We start from the raw sequence: 13,346 nt of genomic DNA on the forward strand, positions 1-13,346 counted from the left end.
TCCTCCCAAAAGCATCAGCGCCGCGAGCATGCGCTGATGCTGGCATTGGTGTCGCCGGCGCTGCTCGTGATTCTTCTCCTGATCGTGCTGCCGGTCGGCTGGCTCGCCTGGCAGTCGATCTACCATGACGGCTTCACGCTGGAGAACTATCGCCGGCTCTTCACGGAAGACATCTACTGGCGCAGCTTCGCGCTGACCTTCGAGATCAGCCTCGCGGTGACAGTCATCGCGCTGCTGCTCGGCTATCCCGTGGCCTATCTCGCCAACGCCGTGCCGAAAGGCTGGAGCATCCTCATCCTGTCGCTGGTGGTGCTGCCGTTCTGGACCAGCGTGCTGGTGCGCGCCTATGCGTGGCTGGCGCTGCTCCAGCGCACCGGCGTGATCAACCAGTTCCTGCGCTATCTCGATGTCATTTCCGAGCCGCTCGCGCTGGTGCACAACACGTTCGGCACGGTGGTTGCGACCGTGCACATCCTGCTGCCGTTCATGGTGCTGCCGCTCTATGCCACCATGCAGAAGATCCCCGGTGATTTGATGCAGGCCGGTGCGAGCCTGGGGGCGAGCCCGTCGCTCACCTTCTTCCGGGTGTTCCTGCCGCTGTCGCTGCCGGGCGTGCTCGCGGGCTGCACCATGGTGTTCGTGCTCTGCCTCGGCTTCTACATCACGCCGGAATTGCTCGGCGGCGGCCGCACCGTGATGGTGTCGATGCTGGTGAGCCGCAATGTCGAGCTCTACAACCAGTTCGGCGCCGCGAGCGCGGTCGCCGTGGTGCTGCTCCTGAGCGTGCTCCTGATCTTCTTCGCCGTCAGCCGCTTCATCTCGCTCGATCGCGTGTTGGGGCAGAAATGACGCGCACTTCGCCCGCACGGATTGTCCTCTACGTGATCAGCGCGCTGGTGCTGGTCTATCTGATCCTGCCCGTGCTGATCATCGCGCCGATCTCGTTTTCCAGTGCGCGCTTCCTGACGTTCCCGCCGCCGTCGTTCTCGCTGCGCTGGTACCAGCAATATTTCGCCAATCCGGCCTGGATGCAGGCGACGCGGGTGACGCTGACGGTCGCGTTCTTCACGGTCCTGATCGCAACGCCGTGCGGGGTCGCGGCGGCCTACGCGATCAGCCAGTCGAAGCTGCGCATCATGCGCATCATCCACATGGCGCTGCTGCTGCCGCTGGTGGTGCCGATCATCATCACTGCGGTCGGCATCTTCTTCGTCTATGCAAAGGTCGGCCTGGTCGCGACCATGCCCGGCCTCGTGCTGGCGAACGTGATGCTGGGCCTGCCCTATGTCGTCATCTCGGTGCTTGCGGGCTTGCAGAGCTTCGATCCGGCGCAGGAGATGGTGGCGCGCAGCCTCGGCATGAACCGCCTGCGCAGCTTCTTCGCGGTGACGCTGCCGCAGATCAAGTCGAGCGTGGTCGCGGGCGGCATCTTCGCCTTCATCTCGGCGATGGACGAGACCATCGTCGCGCTGTTCATCTCCGGCGGCCAGTATCAGCCGCTGACCAAGCGCATGTTCACCGCGCTGCGTGACGAGATCGACCCGACCATCGCCGCGATCTCGACGCTGATGACGGTGGCGTCGTTCATGCTGGTGCTGCTGGCGAGCACGCGGGGGAAGAGGGGCGGGTGAGGGGGGCTCCGGTCTCCGCCGTCATCACCCGCGAAAGCGGGTGATCCAGTATTCCAGAGCCGGTAGTGGTTCCTCGATAGGCCGCGGCGTACTGGATTCCCCGCCTGCCGCCTACGCTAAAGCTTCGGCGCCCCTGGACCGCAGCCCCGGCGAAGCCTTGGCGTAGCCGGGTCGCGGGGAATGACAGCAAGTGTGTTGCTAAGCCTTCGCCCCGAGCCACGCCAGGATCATCTCCACGATCTGCGTCCGGCTCTTCGCCAGCACCCTGGGCTCGCTGAGGTCGCGGTCGAACAGGGCGCCGAAGGTGTGGCGGTTGGCGACGCGGAAGAAGCAGTAGGAGGAGATGGCGAGGTGCAGGTCGATGGCGTCGACGTCGTCTCGGAAGACGCCTTCGCCGCGGCCGCGCTCGAGGATGCCGTCGAGTGTCGCGATCACGCTGGCATTGAGCTGGCGCAGTTGCAGATTCTGCTTCAGGTGCTTGCCGTGGTGGATGTTCTCGATGCTGACGAGGCGGATGAAGTTCGGATTGCGCTCGTCATGGTCGAAGGTGGCCTCGATCAGCCGGCGCAGTCCCTCCCGGGCGTCGCAGCTTTCGATGTCGAGCTGGTCCTCCAGCGCGCGGATGCTGCGATAGGCCTCCTCCAGCACCGCGAGATAGAGCTGCTCCTTGCCGCCGAAATAGTAATAGATCATCCGCTTCGACGTACGCGTGCGCGCCGCGATCGCATCGACGCGGGCGCCGGAATAGCCCTCCGAGGCGAATTCGGCCATCGCCACTTCGAGGATGTCGCGCTTGGTGCGCTCGGGGTCGTTGGTGCGTTTCGATGGGGGCGGCATGCGCTCGAGCATCACTGTTTCTCCCGCCAGTTTCCACGGATCACCTTGAAGGTGAAGGCAAATTTCACCCGTCGGGGCGCTGATCCAATGCGTATTGCATAAACGTACTAGTTCGTACATTATTGCTCGAGACCAAAGTTGCGGCAACCAGAACCAGAACACGCGCGCGAGGCGATCTGCCGGACGCGAACCGCACCGGCCACATGGGGAGGAACCTTCAATGACGTTGACGTCAACCGCACCGCTGCGCGCATCATCCAGCGCGGAAGCCGCGCCGAACAAGCTGCCGAAGCGCGCCGCGCTGGTCAGTTTCGTCGGCAGCATGCTCGAATACTACGACTTCTTCATCTACGGCACCGCGGCGGCGCTGATCTTTCCAAGAGTATTCTTCGCCAATGTCGATCCCTCGACCGCGACGCTGCTCGCGTTGCTCTCCTTCGGCATCGGCTATATCGCCCGGCCCGTGGGCGCCGTCATCCTCGGCCATTTCGGCGACCGTATCGGCCGCAAGACGGTGCTCTTGTTCACGCTGGTGCTGATGGGCGGCTCGACGCTGGCGATCGGCCTGTTGCCGGATGCCAAGACGATCGGCAACGCCGCGCCTGTCATCCTGACGCTGCTCCGCCTGTTGCAGGGCCTGTCGGCTGCCGGCGAGCAGAGCGGAGCCAACTCGCTGACGCTGGAGCATTCCGCCAATTCGAACCGCGCCTTCTTCACGAGCTGGACCCTGAGCGGCACCCAGGCCGGCGCGATCCTTGCAACACTGGTGTTCATCCCGGTGTCGAGCCTGCCGGAAGACCAGTTGTTGAGCTGGGGCTGGCGCATTCCGTTCCTGCTCTCCGCGCTCGTGCTGCTGGTCGCCTACCTGGTGCGGAGGACCATGCCGGAAACGCCCGTCTTCGAAGACATCAAGGACAAGGCGCAGATGGCGCGCTTCCCCGTCGTTACGCTCTTGCGCGACTACTGGCCGGACGTGCTGCGCGTCATCGTCTGTGCGCTGATCGCCACCGTGAGCACGATGACCGCGGTGTTCGCGCTCGGCTATGCCACCAGCAAGTTCGGCGTCGCCCGCCCGACCATGCTGTGGGCCGGCGTGCTCGGCAATGTCACCGCGCTGATCACCCAGCCGCTGTGGGCGCTGCTGGCCGACAGGATCGGCCGCAAGCCGGTGTTCATCGGTGGCGTGCTCGGCTGCGCGGTGCTGGTGTTCCCGTATTTCATGCTGGTGACATCGGGGAATACGCCGGCGATCTTCGCCGCGGCGATGATCCTCTCGGGCGTCATCTACGCCGCGCCGAACGCGATCTGGCCGTCGTTCTATGCGGAGATGTTCGACGCGCGCGTGCGTTACTCCGGCACGGCGATCGGCACGCAGCTCGGCTTCCTCGCCGCCGGCTTCACGCCGCTGGTGAGTGCGAGCCTGGTCGGCGAAGGGCCGAACGGCTGGATTCCCGTGGCAATCTTCGTTGCCTGCTGCTGCGTGATCTCGGCGGCATCAGCGGCCACCGCGCGCGAAACCCACAATGTCGACATCGCCGATCTCGGGAAGCAGCGCGCTTGAGACAAGACAGAGTAACAGTCGCATGTTGACCAATGCAGTTCCGACCACGAGCGGACCGATCGTCGGCGCCGAGCAGAGCGGCGTACGCGCCTTCAATGGCGTACCGTTCGCAATCGCGCGGCGCTTTGCCAGGGCGACACCGCCGCTCGCGTGGACCGAGCCGCGCCGCTGCACGGACTACGGCGCCTACGCGCCGCAGCCCGGCCATCTCGATCATGCTGACGAGGAATCCTGTCTCAGCCTGAACATCTGGGCGCCGGCGGCGGATCACCCGCTGCCGGTCAATTTCTTCATCCATGGCGGCGCCTTCGTCACCGGCGGCGGCGCCGACTATGACGGCTCCTTCCTCGCCGCCCACGGCCCGGCCGTCATCGTCACCATCAACTACCGGCTCGGGCCGCTCGGCTTCCTGCAACTGCATCGCTACGGCCTCACCGAAGCCAACAACCTCGCGCTCCAGGATGCGCTGGCAGCGCTCGATTGGGTCCGGGCCAACATCGCGAACTTCGGCGGCGATCCGGATGCGATTACGCTGTCGGGACAATCCGCCGGCGCCTCCATGGTGATCGCGCTCGCAACCCTGCCGCAGGCAAGAGGCAAGTTTTTCCGTGCGCTCGCGCTGAGCGCGCCCGGGCGCGACATCATGAGCGCAGGTCACGCCGACGATGTCGCGCGCCACGTGCTCGAGGAGCTCGAGCTTGCGCGTGATCCCGGCGGGATTGCGTCCGTGCCGCTGCCAAGGCTGTTCGCGGCGGTCGAGCGCGTCGGACGCAGGCTCGCGGACGAGACGGACGCAGGCACCGTGTTCGGCCCGGTGCTCGACGGGACCGTGATCCCGCGCGAGCCGCGCGACGTCTTCGCCGACGGAACTTTGCGCGGCATTCCGCTCTGGCTCGGCTCCTGCCGCGACGAGATGGTGATGTTCCTGAAGAGCGCGCCGCCTGCGGCGATGATCCGCACCACCGAGCGACAAGTGCGTGCGGCATTCGGCGATGCCGGCTGGTGCCGGCTGCTATCCTATTATCGCGCCAACGCGCGCCTCGACGAGGATCCGTACGAGGCGCTGTTGTCGGATGCGTTCTGGCATCGCCCCATGGCCGATCTCGCGCGGCGTCATGCTGCGGCAGGCGGCGCGGTGTGGTTGAGCCGGTTCGATCATCGCCCGGCGCTGGAGCCGTTCCTGTCGCAGGGACCAACCCATGGCGCGGACAATGCCTGCCTGTGGGCGCATCTGCCTGATTTCATCGATCGGCCGATCCTCAGGCGCAAGGGCGGGCCGATGACCCCGGCCGACATTGATGTCGCGGCGCGGTTTCAGGCGAGCGTCTTGCGCTTCGTCACGACCGGCATGCCGGACGTCGCGCAAGCCTGGCCGCAGTTCGCGCCGGGCCATGAGCCGCTCGCGATCTTCGGCCAGCCGTTTCACATCGTGCCGCTCAACGACGGCGCGCGCTTCCGCGTATGGGCGGAGCTATCGGCGCAGTCCGGACCTACGAAACAGCAGCGAGCGATCGCTCCATGATGATCGTGCGCTCATCGCCAAAGTAACTGTCACGCACGGCCTTGAACCCGAGCCGTGCGTAGAAGGATTCCGCGGTGACGGAAGACGGGACGGTCAACAAAGCGATCTCTCGCTCGCGCGCGATGCGTTCGATCTCGGCCATCAGGAACTTGCCGATCCCCTGCGCCTGAACGTCGGGAGCCACGAAGACCGTGCGGACGACGCTTCCGTCAAGGCTCGCCGTTCCAACGACGCGGCCGCCAAGGGCGGCAACAAGGACCGTGCGTTTGCGGATCAGCTCCAGAACGGCGGTCGGGCTGAAGCTATGCTCGACCCGCTCGATGATCTCGTCTGTGTAATCCCTCGCATTTGTCTCGCGCAGTGCGCGCAGAATGACGGCGCTGATTTCGCCGCTATCCTCTTCGCGCGCCGGGCGGATGCTGCAATCCATTGATCCCTCCAGCTCCCGGCAGTCGCTAGCCCTCACTGCATTATCGACGCCGCGATCTTCTCCGCCGACATCAGCACCGGAAAATTGGTGTTGGCGCACGGCACCACGGGGAAGATCGAGGCGTCGACGACGCGCAGGCCCTGAACGCCCTTGACGCGGCCTTGATTATCGACCACTGCCATCGGATCGTCGGCCCGGCCCATGCGGCATGAGCACGAGGCGTGCCACACCCCGATGGTCGCCTTGCGGACGAAGGCTTCCAGCGCATCGTCGTCGTTCATCACCTGGTCGAAGGTGAAACCTTCGACGACGAAATTGTCGATCAGGTAGTGGCGCAGCGCCGCCGGCCCGTCCATCAAGGTCGCGGCGATCTTGGTCAGGATCCTGTTCTTGGTATTGACCACGCCGATCTTGCGCACCTTGTCCGTATAGGCGGCCGGAAACGGCTTGTCCGTCACTGCTTTCACCACGTCGCTCATCTGCACCGCCGCCATCTTGCGGAAGCCGCTCATCAGGCGATCGAGGTCGCGGCGGTCGGACAGCAGATTGAACTCGACGATCGGCTCGGCGGCGGGATCGCGCGAGGCGAGCTTGACCTGTCCGGTCTCGGAATAGGTCTTGTTGACGAAGGTCAGCAGCGAGCCGATCTGCTCGCCGACCGCGTGCCAGGCCGATTTGCTGAGCAGGACGACGAACATGTCGCCCTTCGGTACGCCCGACAGCCCGGATGAATAACGCAGGCCAAGCTGCATGTGGCGCCTGGTGTGCTCGTTCATGCGCGCGCCGCGGCGGACAAAGGACGACAGCGAAATCGAGGGATGATCCATCAGGCGCTGACCGACGCCTGCCAGCCCCATCAGGACCGGAATGCCCATATCCTTGAGGTGACCGACCGGGCCGATGCCGGCGCGCAGGAGATGCGCCGGCGAATGGATCGCGCCGCTGGAGAGGATGATCTCGCGGCCGCGGAATTCCTGTTCCCGTCCGTCGACCATCGCCTTCACGCCGACGCATTGCGTGCCTTCGAACAGCAGCTCTCTCACCTGCGTGTTGGTGGAGATGGTGAGATTGGCGCGCTTGCGCGTGTCACGATCGAGATAACCCATCGCGGCCGAGACACGTTGCTCGGCCTGATTGGAATGCGTCACCGGAAAATAGCCGTCGACGAACTCGCCGTTCTGGTCCGGCACGAACTGATGGCCGGCCTGCTGGAAGGCGTCGGCGAACGCCTGCGAATGCCGCGTCCAGTGCTCACGCGGAATTCTGCGTACCGGAATTCGACCGTCCTTGCCGTGATACGGCCCGTCGAAGTCGAGGTCGCGCTCGACCTTCTTGAAGAAGGGCAGCACGTCGTTCCAGCTCCAGCCGTCGGCGCCCCGCGCGTCCCATTCATCGTAGTCGGTCGGTGCGCCGCGGTTGGCCATCTGGCCGTTGATCGACGAGCCGCCGCCCAGCACGCGCGCCTGCTCGTATTTGCGTAAAGGAGGGCGCGCTTCGTTCGGATTGTTGTGGCTGACGATCTGGGTCGTGACCTTGAGTTCGGTCCAGTGGAAGCGGGGATCGAAATAGGCCGTGCCCGGATAGCTGTCCCTGATCTCGGCGGGCTCGTTGCCGGGCGGTGTGTCCTGTCCGGCCTCGCACAGCAGGACCTTGTTGGCGCTCTTTGCGGAGAGCCGGTGGGCCAGCACGGACCCCGCCGAGCCGCCGCCGACGATAATGAAGTCGTACACGATTGGCGTTTCCTCTTGGTCTTCTCCGGGAAACGTAGCGTGTTATTTTCCCGAGGTCACGTCGGCATTGCCGCGACAGTTCGTAACTCGCATCGCTTGCCTGGCAACCGCGATCGTGTAATTCTTCTGCCAGCGCCGATTTGATCCTCAGCTTGCGGGCGCTTCTACAAATGCAGCTAAAGAGACGTAGCTAAATTGACTAGCCAGTCCTGCATCCCCCGCATAGCGAGAACGATCGGCCATTCCGAATGGGAGGGGCCAAATGAGATTTGCTGCCATCGCGGACGTGCATGGGAATCGTCCGGCACTTGAAGTCGTCCTTGCGGACATTGCCATGCTCGGCCTCGACGAGGTCGTGAATCTCGGCGACCACGTCAGTGGCCCGCTCGAGGCGGCCAGGACCGCGGACCTGTTGATGGCGCGAGGCTTTCCGTCGATACGGGGCGATCAGGATCGAATCCTCGTCGAGCTCTGGCAGGCCGGCGGCTCCGGTCGCAGCGATTTCCGTCAGCTCACGCGCAAGCATTTCGACTGGATGGCAAGCATGCCGTCCACGCTCACGTATAACGGACGGGTGTTCCTGTGCCATGGATCGCCAAGGGACGATGCAGCTTTCTGGCTCGACCACATCGCCGACGACGGCTGCCTGCGTCCGAGCGGCATCGACGCGATCGAGGCTGAAGCTGAGGGGATCGACGCCGAGATCATCCTGTGCGCCCACACCCACATTCCGCGCGTGGTGCGCCTGAGGGATGGACGGCTGGTCGTGAATCCCGGCAGCGTCGGGTTGCCCGGTTATGACGGGAAGGCGCCCGTTCCTTACGTGGTCGAGGTCGGTACGCCGCATGCGTGCTACGCGATCCTGGAGCATGCCGGCGCAGGCTGGTCCGCGACGATCCGCTACGTGCCCTATGACACCACGGCCATGGCCGCATTGGCGCGCAGCAAAGGCATGCTCAGCTGGGCAAACGCGATTGCGACGGGTTGGGTGGAGCGGGAGGGGAGGGAGGCCGACGCCTCCGTCACGCCCTGACGCGTCTCGTTCCGGCCGGCAACGAGGGGCAGCGGGGCTCGTTCAGCGCAAGAATGGCACGGGATTGGCCGCGCGGTAGAACAGATTGATCAACGTGTTGATGTCGAACACCGGAAGGCCCGATACTTCGGCAACGTCCTTCGAGAACGGGCACATGTTGGTGCATTCGAACAGGATCGCGCCCGGGTTTTTGCAGGACGCCATGAAGGCTTGCGTCATCTCGATCATCTCGGCGCGCAGCACGTCGGTGTCCAGTTCCTCGCGGCCGAGAATGTAGGTTGCGGGAAACTGCGCATCGGGCTTCATGCCCTGGATCTGGACGGGGATCTCGTCCGGCGACCAGCCGACACCGCGGAAATGCCCCTCGTTCATGTGGTGGCCGCGTTCGGTGAAGATGCCGATGACCTTGCCCGGCGGCAGCATGGCATGAATCAACGGCGCCTGGATCAGGCTCGAGGTGAAGACCGGGATGTTCACGGCTGCCGCGAGCTGCTGCTGAAATGGCGCGAGGAAGCCGCAGCTCGTGGTGATCGCCTTGACGCCGTCGGCTTCCAGCTCGCGGGCCGCCGCGATGAACGGCTCGAGCAGGGCGGGATCGGGATGGTCGCCCATGATCCTCGTGGCGTGTGCGCCGCGCACGATCTTGTAGCGCACCGGGAAATCATAGGAGAGCGCATTGCCGATGTCGCCGCGCGGACGCGGGAAGCGGGTATCGAGCATCAGGATGCCGATCGTCTCGCCGTAATTCGTGAAGCCGCCGCGGAGTTTCATGATCTACCCACCGATCCAGGATGGTCGTGACAGCAGTCTAATGCGTCTCGTGAAACCGGGCCAGGAACGCCTTCAGCCGTTCGCTGCGCGGCTGACGGATGGTTTCCTCCGGCGTGCCGATCTCGGCCATGATGCCGTCGTTCATGAAGCCGACGCGGGTGGAGACGTCGGCGGCGAAGGCCATCTCGTGCGTCACCAGCACCATGGTCATGCCTTCGCTCGCGAGGCTGCGGATGACGGAGAGGACTTCGCCGACAAGTTCGGGATCGAGCGCCGAGGTCGGTTCGTCGAACAGCATCACGTCTGGCTTCATCGCGAGTGCACGCGCGATCGCGACGCGCTGCTTCTGGCCGCCGGAGAGGCGGCTCGGAAACGCGTCGGCCTTGTCGGCGAGGCCGACCTTGGCGAGCAGATCGCGGCCAAGCGCGTCGGCTTCGTTTCGCGCCATGCCCTTCACCTGCACCGGCCCTTCGGTGACATTGGCGAGCACCGACATGTGCGGGAACAGGTTGAAGTGCTGGAACACCATGCCGACGCTGCGCCGAAGCAGCGCGAGCTGCGCATCGCCGGCGGCGCGCATGCCTTTGCCGAAGGCGAATTTATGCGTGCCGATCGCAAGCGCGCCCTGCTGCGGCATTTCCAGGAGATTCAGGCAGCGCAGGAAGGTGGACTTGCCGGAGCCGGAGGCGCCGATCAGGGTGACGACCTCGCCGCGGGCGACCGAGAGCGAGACGCCCTTGAGCACCTCGTGGTCGCCGAACGCCTTGTGGATGTTGTCAGCGATCAGAGCACTCATCGGTGCGCTCCCATCTTCAGCTCGACCCTATCAGCGATCAGCGTCAGCGGGAACAGCACGACGAAATAGAGCACGGCGATCGTGGTGTAGACCTCGAGCGGCTTGTAGCTCGACGCGGTGATGACAGTGCCCTGGTAAAGCAGGTCGCCGACCGCGACCACCGACACCAGCGAGGTGTTCTTGAGCTGCATGATGGTCTGGTTGATGAAGGAGGGGATCATCACCTGCGTCGCCTGCGGCAGCACGATGCGGCGAAAGATCTTGCCGCGGCGCATGCCGATGGCGCGGCCGGCCTCCCACTGGCCGGTGTCGACGGCCTCGATGCCGCCGCGGAAGATTTCCGCATAGAACGAGCCGGCATAGAGCGACAGCGCGATGAAGCAGGCCATCGCCGGCGACATGTCGACGCCGATCAGCACGGGCAGGGCATAGTAGACCCAGATCAGCTGCACCAGCAGCGGCGTGCAGCGGAACACCTCGATATAGAGACGCAACGGCACCGTGATCCAACGCGGAGCCGTCGTGCGCAGGATGCCGACGAACAGTCCGATGGCGAGACCCGCGACCACCGTGGTCACCGTGTAATACACGGTGACCAGGAGCCCTTGGCAGATCAGGCCCCAATACGGCTTGAGCGCCGCGAAGTCCCAGACGTACATCGATCGACCGTCAGAACTGCACTTCGGGCGGGAGATCGTCGGCGGTGAGGCCGACCGCCTCAAAACCCTTGAGCATCCAGTCGCGGGTCTGGCCCATCGCGCGGTTGTAGTCGGCCCAGGCGCTGAGGAAGTCCTTGTAGCGGCGGTCGCTCTCGGCGCGGATGCCCATGTTGGTCGGCAGCGTCAGCAGCGGCCGCGGAATGGCGAGATCGCCGAGGTTCGGATTCTTCTTCAGGGTCGAGACCGAGAGCACGGCCAGCGAGACGTTGCAGTCGGCGCGGCCGGTCGCAACCGCCAGGATCGCCTCGTCGCGGTTCTTGAAGCCGAGGATGGTCGCCTTCGGACAGTAGCGCCGCGCGATCGTCTCATGGGTCGAGCCGATGTCGACGGCGATCTTGACCTCGGGCTTGTTGAGCTCGGCCCAGGTCTGCGGCTTGGCAAAGCCCTTCTTGGTGATGACGGTGAAGGAGTGCACCAGGATCGGCGTCGAGAAGTCGATGACGAGCGCGCGCTCCGGCGTCGGGTTCACGGCGAAGGCGAGGTCGACCTTGTCGGCCTGGAGATCGAGGATCTGGTTGCCCCAGGTCGATTCCAGCGTCTCGACCTTGGCGCCCAGCTTGCCGGCGATGTCCTTGGCCATGTCGATGCAGGCGCCCGACCATTCGTTGGTGGCGAGGTCCTTATGGAAATAGGGCTCCTGGCCGACGATGACAGCGACGCGCAGCACGCCATTCTTCTTGATGCGGTCGAGCGTGGAGGTCGGCGCATCGGCCTTGGCCGAGCCGCTCGCGGCGGCGATCGCTGCGCCTGCCAGCGCGACGGTGGTGAGAGCATCCCTGCGATTCATGGTCTCTGTCTCCCTGGAATCTGGGTCGGATCGTGTCCGGCCTCTGGACTATTTCTGTATTCAGGATAAAATGCAATACGGTATTTCGAGTTGCTGACCATTTGGGCGGCAATGCAGAAATGAGCCCAATATCTTGGCAGGATTGCGCAAAATTCCCGATGGGGAGGGGTTGTAAATTGCATTTAAGTCTGAATACAAGACTGAACGCAATATGGAAGTGAGCTGAAGGAGAGGCCTGTGCGCGCCCTATTCGTCGATGCGAACGAGACCCTGGCAGCGGTGACCGACAAGCTGCTGCGCTCTGCCAGCCTGCCGGTCGGCATCAACCGCAATCCCTCGATCAAGCCCGACGATCTGCCCGGCCTGCTCGGCGATGCCGAGATCATGATCGTCGACCACACGGCGGTGCCATCAGCGATTGCCGAGAAATGCGCGAAGCTGAAGCACGTCGTCTTCCTCGGCACCGGCGCGCGCAGCTACATGAATCCGGAGGAGCTCGCCGAGCGCGGCATCTCCGTCCACACCATCAAGGGTTATGGCGACACCGCGGTTGCCGAGTGCGCGATCGCGCTGATGTGGGCGTCTGCGCGAAATTTTGGCGAGATGGACCGCGGCATGCGCGAGGGCAACTGGCTGCGCCGTGACGCGATGCAGCTCAACGGCAAGACGCTCGGCCTGATCGGTTTTGGCGGCATCGCCGCGGAGGCCGCGCGCATGGCGGCGGGCTGCGGTATGAAGGTGATTGCCTGGAACAGGACGCCGAAGACGCATCCCGGCGTCGAGTTCGTCTCGCTGGAGAAGCTGCTCGCCGAGAGCCACGTCGTCTCGCTGCATCTCTTGCTCAACGACGAGACCAAGGGTTTCCTGTCGCGCGAGCGCATCGCCCAGATGCGTAAAGGCAGCATCCTGATCAACACCGCGCGCGGCGCCGTCGTCGACGAGGATGCGATGCTCGACGCGCTGCGTTCGGGCCACATCGCCCATGCCGGCCTCGACGTCTTCACTGTCGAGCCGCTGCCGGCCGGGCATCCGCTCACAAAGCTGCCGAACGTGACGCTGTCGGCTCATTCGGCGTTCCGCACGCCCGAGGCGAGCGACAACCTCATCGGCGCGGCACTCGACCACTGCCGCCGCATCATCGCCACCGGCAAGTAAAGTTAAGGACAATCCCATGTCGGATATCACCCGCATCGACCAGAACGCCCGCCGCAGCCGCGCTTCCGTGTTCGGCGATCTCGTTTTCCTCGCAGGTCAGGTGGCGGACACCAAGACCGCCGACATCATCCAGCAAACGAAAGAGGCGCTGGCGAAGGTCGACGACATGCTGGCGCGCGCCGGTACCGACAAATCGCGCCTGCTCAGCGTGCAGGTCTGGCTCAAGACCATGGACGATTTCGACGCCATGAACGCGGTCTATGATGCCTGGGTCGTGCCGGGCAACACGCCGACCCGCGCCTGCGGCAAGGTCGAGCTCGCCGATCCCGCCTTCCGCATCGAGGTGATCGCGATCGCCGCGCGCAGTTGAGGCT

The 13,346-nt window shown here is 64.6% G+C and carries 14 protein-coding genes; 7 read left to right on the top strand and 7 right to left on the bottom strand.

Annotated features, from left to right (window positions below):
* The first annotated feature begins 36 nt into the window (after positions 1-36).
* Both ACVJ5M_RS11015 and ACVJ5M_RS11020 read left to right on the top strand, forming a co-directional pair.
* Positions 37-849, top strand: coding sequence for an ABC transporter permease (locus tag ACVJ5M_RS11015; protein WP_354097263.1), 813 nt, complete (start codon positions 37-39; stop codon positions 847-849).
* Positions 846-1,631 (top strand): ABC transporter permease, encoded by a 786-nt coding sequence (locus ACVJ5M_RS11020; RefSeq protein ID WP_063981335.1) that lies wholly within the window; start codon positions 846-848, stop codon positions 1,629-1,631. Before ACVJ5M_RS11015 ends, ACVJ5M_RS11020 begins: the two co-directional genes overlap by 4 nt.
* Before the next feature lie 198 nt (positions 1,632-1,829).
* On the opposite strand, the gene ACVJ5M_RS11025 is transcribed toward ACVJ5M_RS11020, so the two are convergent.
* Positions 1,830-2,480 (bottom strand): TetR/AcrR family transcriptional regulator, encoded by a 651-nt coding sequence (locus ACVJ5M_RS11025; RefSeq protein WP_085405284.1) that lies wholly within the window; start codon positions 2,478-2,480, stop codon positions 1,830-1,832.
* 208 nt (positions 2,481-2,688) lie between these two features.
* Here ACVJ5M_RS11025 and ACVJ5M_RS11030 point away from each other — a divergent pair, with 208 nt between their 5' ends.
* Both ACVJ5M_RS11030 and ACVJ5M_RS11035 read left to right on the top strand, forming a co-directional pair.
* Positions 2,689-4,029, top strand: coding sequence for an MFS transporter (locus ACVJ5M_RS11030; RefSeq protein WP_354097163.1), 1,341 nt, complete (start codon positions 2,689-2,691; stop codon positions 4,027-4,029).
* A gap of 22 nt (positions 4,030-4,051) precedes the next feature.
* On the top strand, positions 4,052-5,551 hold the full coding sequence (locus ACVJ5M_RS11035) for a carboxylesterase family protein (RefSeq protein ID WP_231143330.1): 1,500 nt from the start codon (positions 4,052-4,054) through the stop codon (positions 5,549-5,551).
* On the opposite strand, the gene ACVJ5M_RS11040 is transcribed toward ACVJ5M_RS11035, so the two are convergent.
* Together ACVJ5M_RS11040 and ACVJ5M_RS11045 are read right to left on the bottom strand one after the other, a co-directional pair.
* Positions 5,520-5,981, bottom strand: a complete 462-nt coding sequence (locus ACVJ5M_RS11040) for a GNAT family N-acetyltransferase (RefSeq protein ID WP_166106094.1) — start codon at positions 5,979-5,981, stop codon at positions 5,520-5,522. The genes ACVJ5M_RS11035 and ACVJ5M_RS11040 overlap by 32 nt on opposite strands.
* Positions 5,982-6,013: 32 nt before the next feature.
* A complete protein-coding gene (locus ACVJ5M_RS11045; RefSeq protein ID WP_231143329.1) occupies positions 6,014-7,711 on the bottom strand; it encodes a GMC family oxidoreductase in 1,698 nt (565 codons plus the stop codon).
* A 262-nt stretch (positions 7,712-7,973) separates the two neighbouring features.
* Between ACVJ5M_RS11045 and ACVJ5M_RS11050 the strand changes: the two genes are divergently transcribed.
* Positions 7,974-8,744 carry a metallophosphoesterase family protein gene (locus ACVJ5M_RS11050; RefSeq protein WP_231143328.1) on the top strand — a complete coding sequence of 257 codons (771 nt, stop codon included), beginning with the start codon at positions 7,974-7,976 and terminating at the stop codon, positions 8,742-8,744.
* Positions 8,745-8,786: 42 nt separating this feature from the next.
* Here the strand turns inward: ACVJ5M_RS11050 and ACVJ5M_RS11055 are convergent, their stop codons facing one another.
* The 4 genes from ACVJ5M_RS11055 to ACVJ5M_RS11070 are packed head-to-tail and all read right to left on the bottom strand — an operon-like array spanning position 8,787 to position 11,817.
* Positions 8,787-9,515, bottom strand: a complete 729-nt coding sequence (locus tag ACVJ5M_RS11055; protein WP_354097164.1) for an aspartate/glutamate racemase family protein — start codon at positions 9,513-9,515, stop codon at positions 8,787-8,789.
* Positions 9,516-9,552: 37 nt separating this feature from the next.
* Positions 9,553-10,311 carry an amino acid ABC transporter ATP-binding protein gene (locus ACVJ5M_RS11060; RefSeq protein ID WP_231143326.1) on the bottom strand — a complete coding sequence of 253 codons (759 nt, stop codon included), beginning with the start codon at positions 10,309-10,311 and terminating at the stop codon, positions 9,553-9,555.
* Positions 10,308-10,970 carry an amino acid ABC transporter permease gene (locus ACVJ5M_RS11065; protein WP_354097165.1) on the bottom strand — a complete coding sequence of 221 codons (663 nt, stop codon included), beginning with the start codon at positions 10,968-10,970 and terminating at the stop codon, positions 10,308-10,310. Before ACVJ5M_RS11065 ends, ACVJ5M_RS11060 begins: the two co-directional genes overlap by 4 nt.
* A gap of 10 nt (positions 10,971-10,980) precedes the next feature.
* Positions 10,981-11,817: a transporter substrate-binding domain-containing protein gene (locus tag ACVJ5M_RS11070; protein WP_354097166.1), complete on the bottom strand. Its 837-nt coding sequence runs from the start codon at positions 11,815-11,817 to the stop codon at positions 10,981-10,983.
* A 237-nt stretch (positions 11,818-12,054) separates the two neighbouring features.
* On the opposite strand from ACVJ5M_RS11070, the gene ACVJ5M_RS11075 reads away from it, so the two are divergent.
* Together ACVJ5M_RS11075 and ACVJ5M_RS11080 are read left to right on the top strand one after the other, a co-directional pair.
* Positions 12,055-12,972, top strand: a complete 918-nt coding sequence (locus ACVJ5M_RS11075) for an NAD(P)-dependent oxidoreductase (RefSeq protein WP_456679283.1) — start codon at positions 12,055-12,057, stop codon at positions 12,970-12,972.
* 16 nt (positions 12,973-12,988) lie between these two features.
* A complete protein-coding gene (locus ACVJ5M_RS11080) occupies positions 12,989-13,342 on the top strand; it encodes a RidA family protein (RefSeq protein ID WP_231143322.1) in 354 nt (117 codons plus the stop codon).
* Positions 13,343-13,346 lie beyond the last annotated feature (4 nt).

Source organism: Bradyrhizobium sp. S3.7.6 (assembly GCF_054061875.1).

What these genes read in the sequence shown, in the direction of transcription:
- ACVJ5M_RS11060 (WP_231143326.1), bottom strand. Translation starts at nt 10,311, where the DNA reads ATGAGTGCTCTGATCGCTGACAACATCCACAAGGCGTTCGGCGACCAC.
- ACVJ5M_RS11065 (WP_354097165.1), bottom strand. Translation starts at nt 10,970, where the DNA reads ATGTACGTCTGGGACTTCGCGGCGCTCAAGCCGTATTGGGGCCTGATC.
- ACVJ5M_RS11025 (WP_085405284.1), bottom strand. Translation starts at nt 2,480, where the DNA reads ATGCTCGAGCGCATGCCGCCCCCATCGAAACGCACCAACGACCCCGAG.
- ACVJ5M_RS11040 (WP_166106094.1), bottom strand. Translation starts at nt 5,981, where the DNA reads ATGGATTGCAGCATCCGCCCGGCGCGCGAAGAGGATAGCGGCGAAATC.
- ACVJ5M_RS11035 (WP_231143330.1), top strand. Translation starts at nt 4,052, where the DNA reads ATGTTGACCAATGCAGTTCCGACCACGAGCGGACCGATCGTCGGCGCC.
- ACVJ5M_RS11055 (WP_354097164.1), bottom strand. Translation starts at nt 9,515, where the DNA reads ATGAAACTCCGCGGCGGCTTCACGAATTACGGCGAGACGATCGGCATC.
- ACVJ5M_RS11070 (WP_354097166.1), bottom strand. Translation starts at nt 11,817, where the DNA reads ATGAATCGCAGGGATGCTCTCACCACCGTCGCGCTGGCAGGCGCAGCG.
- ACVJ5M_RS11080 (WP_231143322.1), top strand. Translation starts at nt 12,989, where the DNA reads ATGTCGGATATCACCCGCATCGACCAGAACGCCCGCCGCAGCCGCGCT.
- ACVJ5M_RS11030 (WP_354097163.1), top strand. Translation starts at nt 2,689, where the DNA reads ATGACGTTGACGTCAACCGCACCGCTGCGCGCATCATCCAGCGCGGAA.
- ACVJ5M_RS11020 (WP_063981335.1), top strand. Translation starts at nt 846, where the DNA reads ATGACGCGCACTTCGCCCGCACGGATTGTCCTCTACGTGATCAGCGCG.
- ACVJ5M_RS11015 (WP_354097263.1), top strand. Translation starts at nt 37, where the DNA reads ATGCTGGCATTGGTGTCGCCGGCGCTGCTCGTGATTCTTCTCCTGATC.
- ACVJ5M_RS11050 (WP_231143328.1), top strand. Translation starts at nt 7,974, where the DNA reads ATGAGATTTGCTGCCATCGCGGACGTGCATGGGAATCGTCCGGCACTT.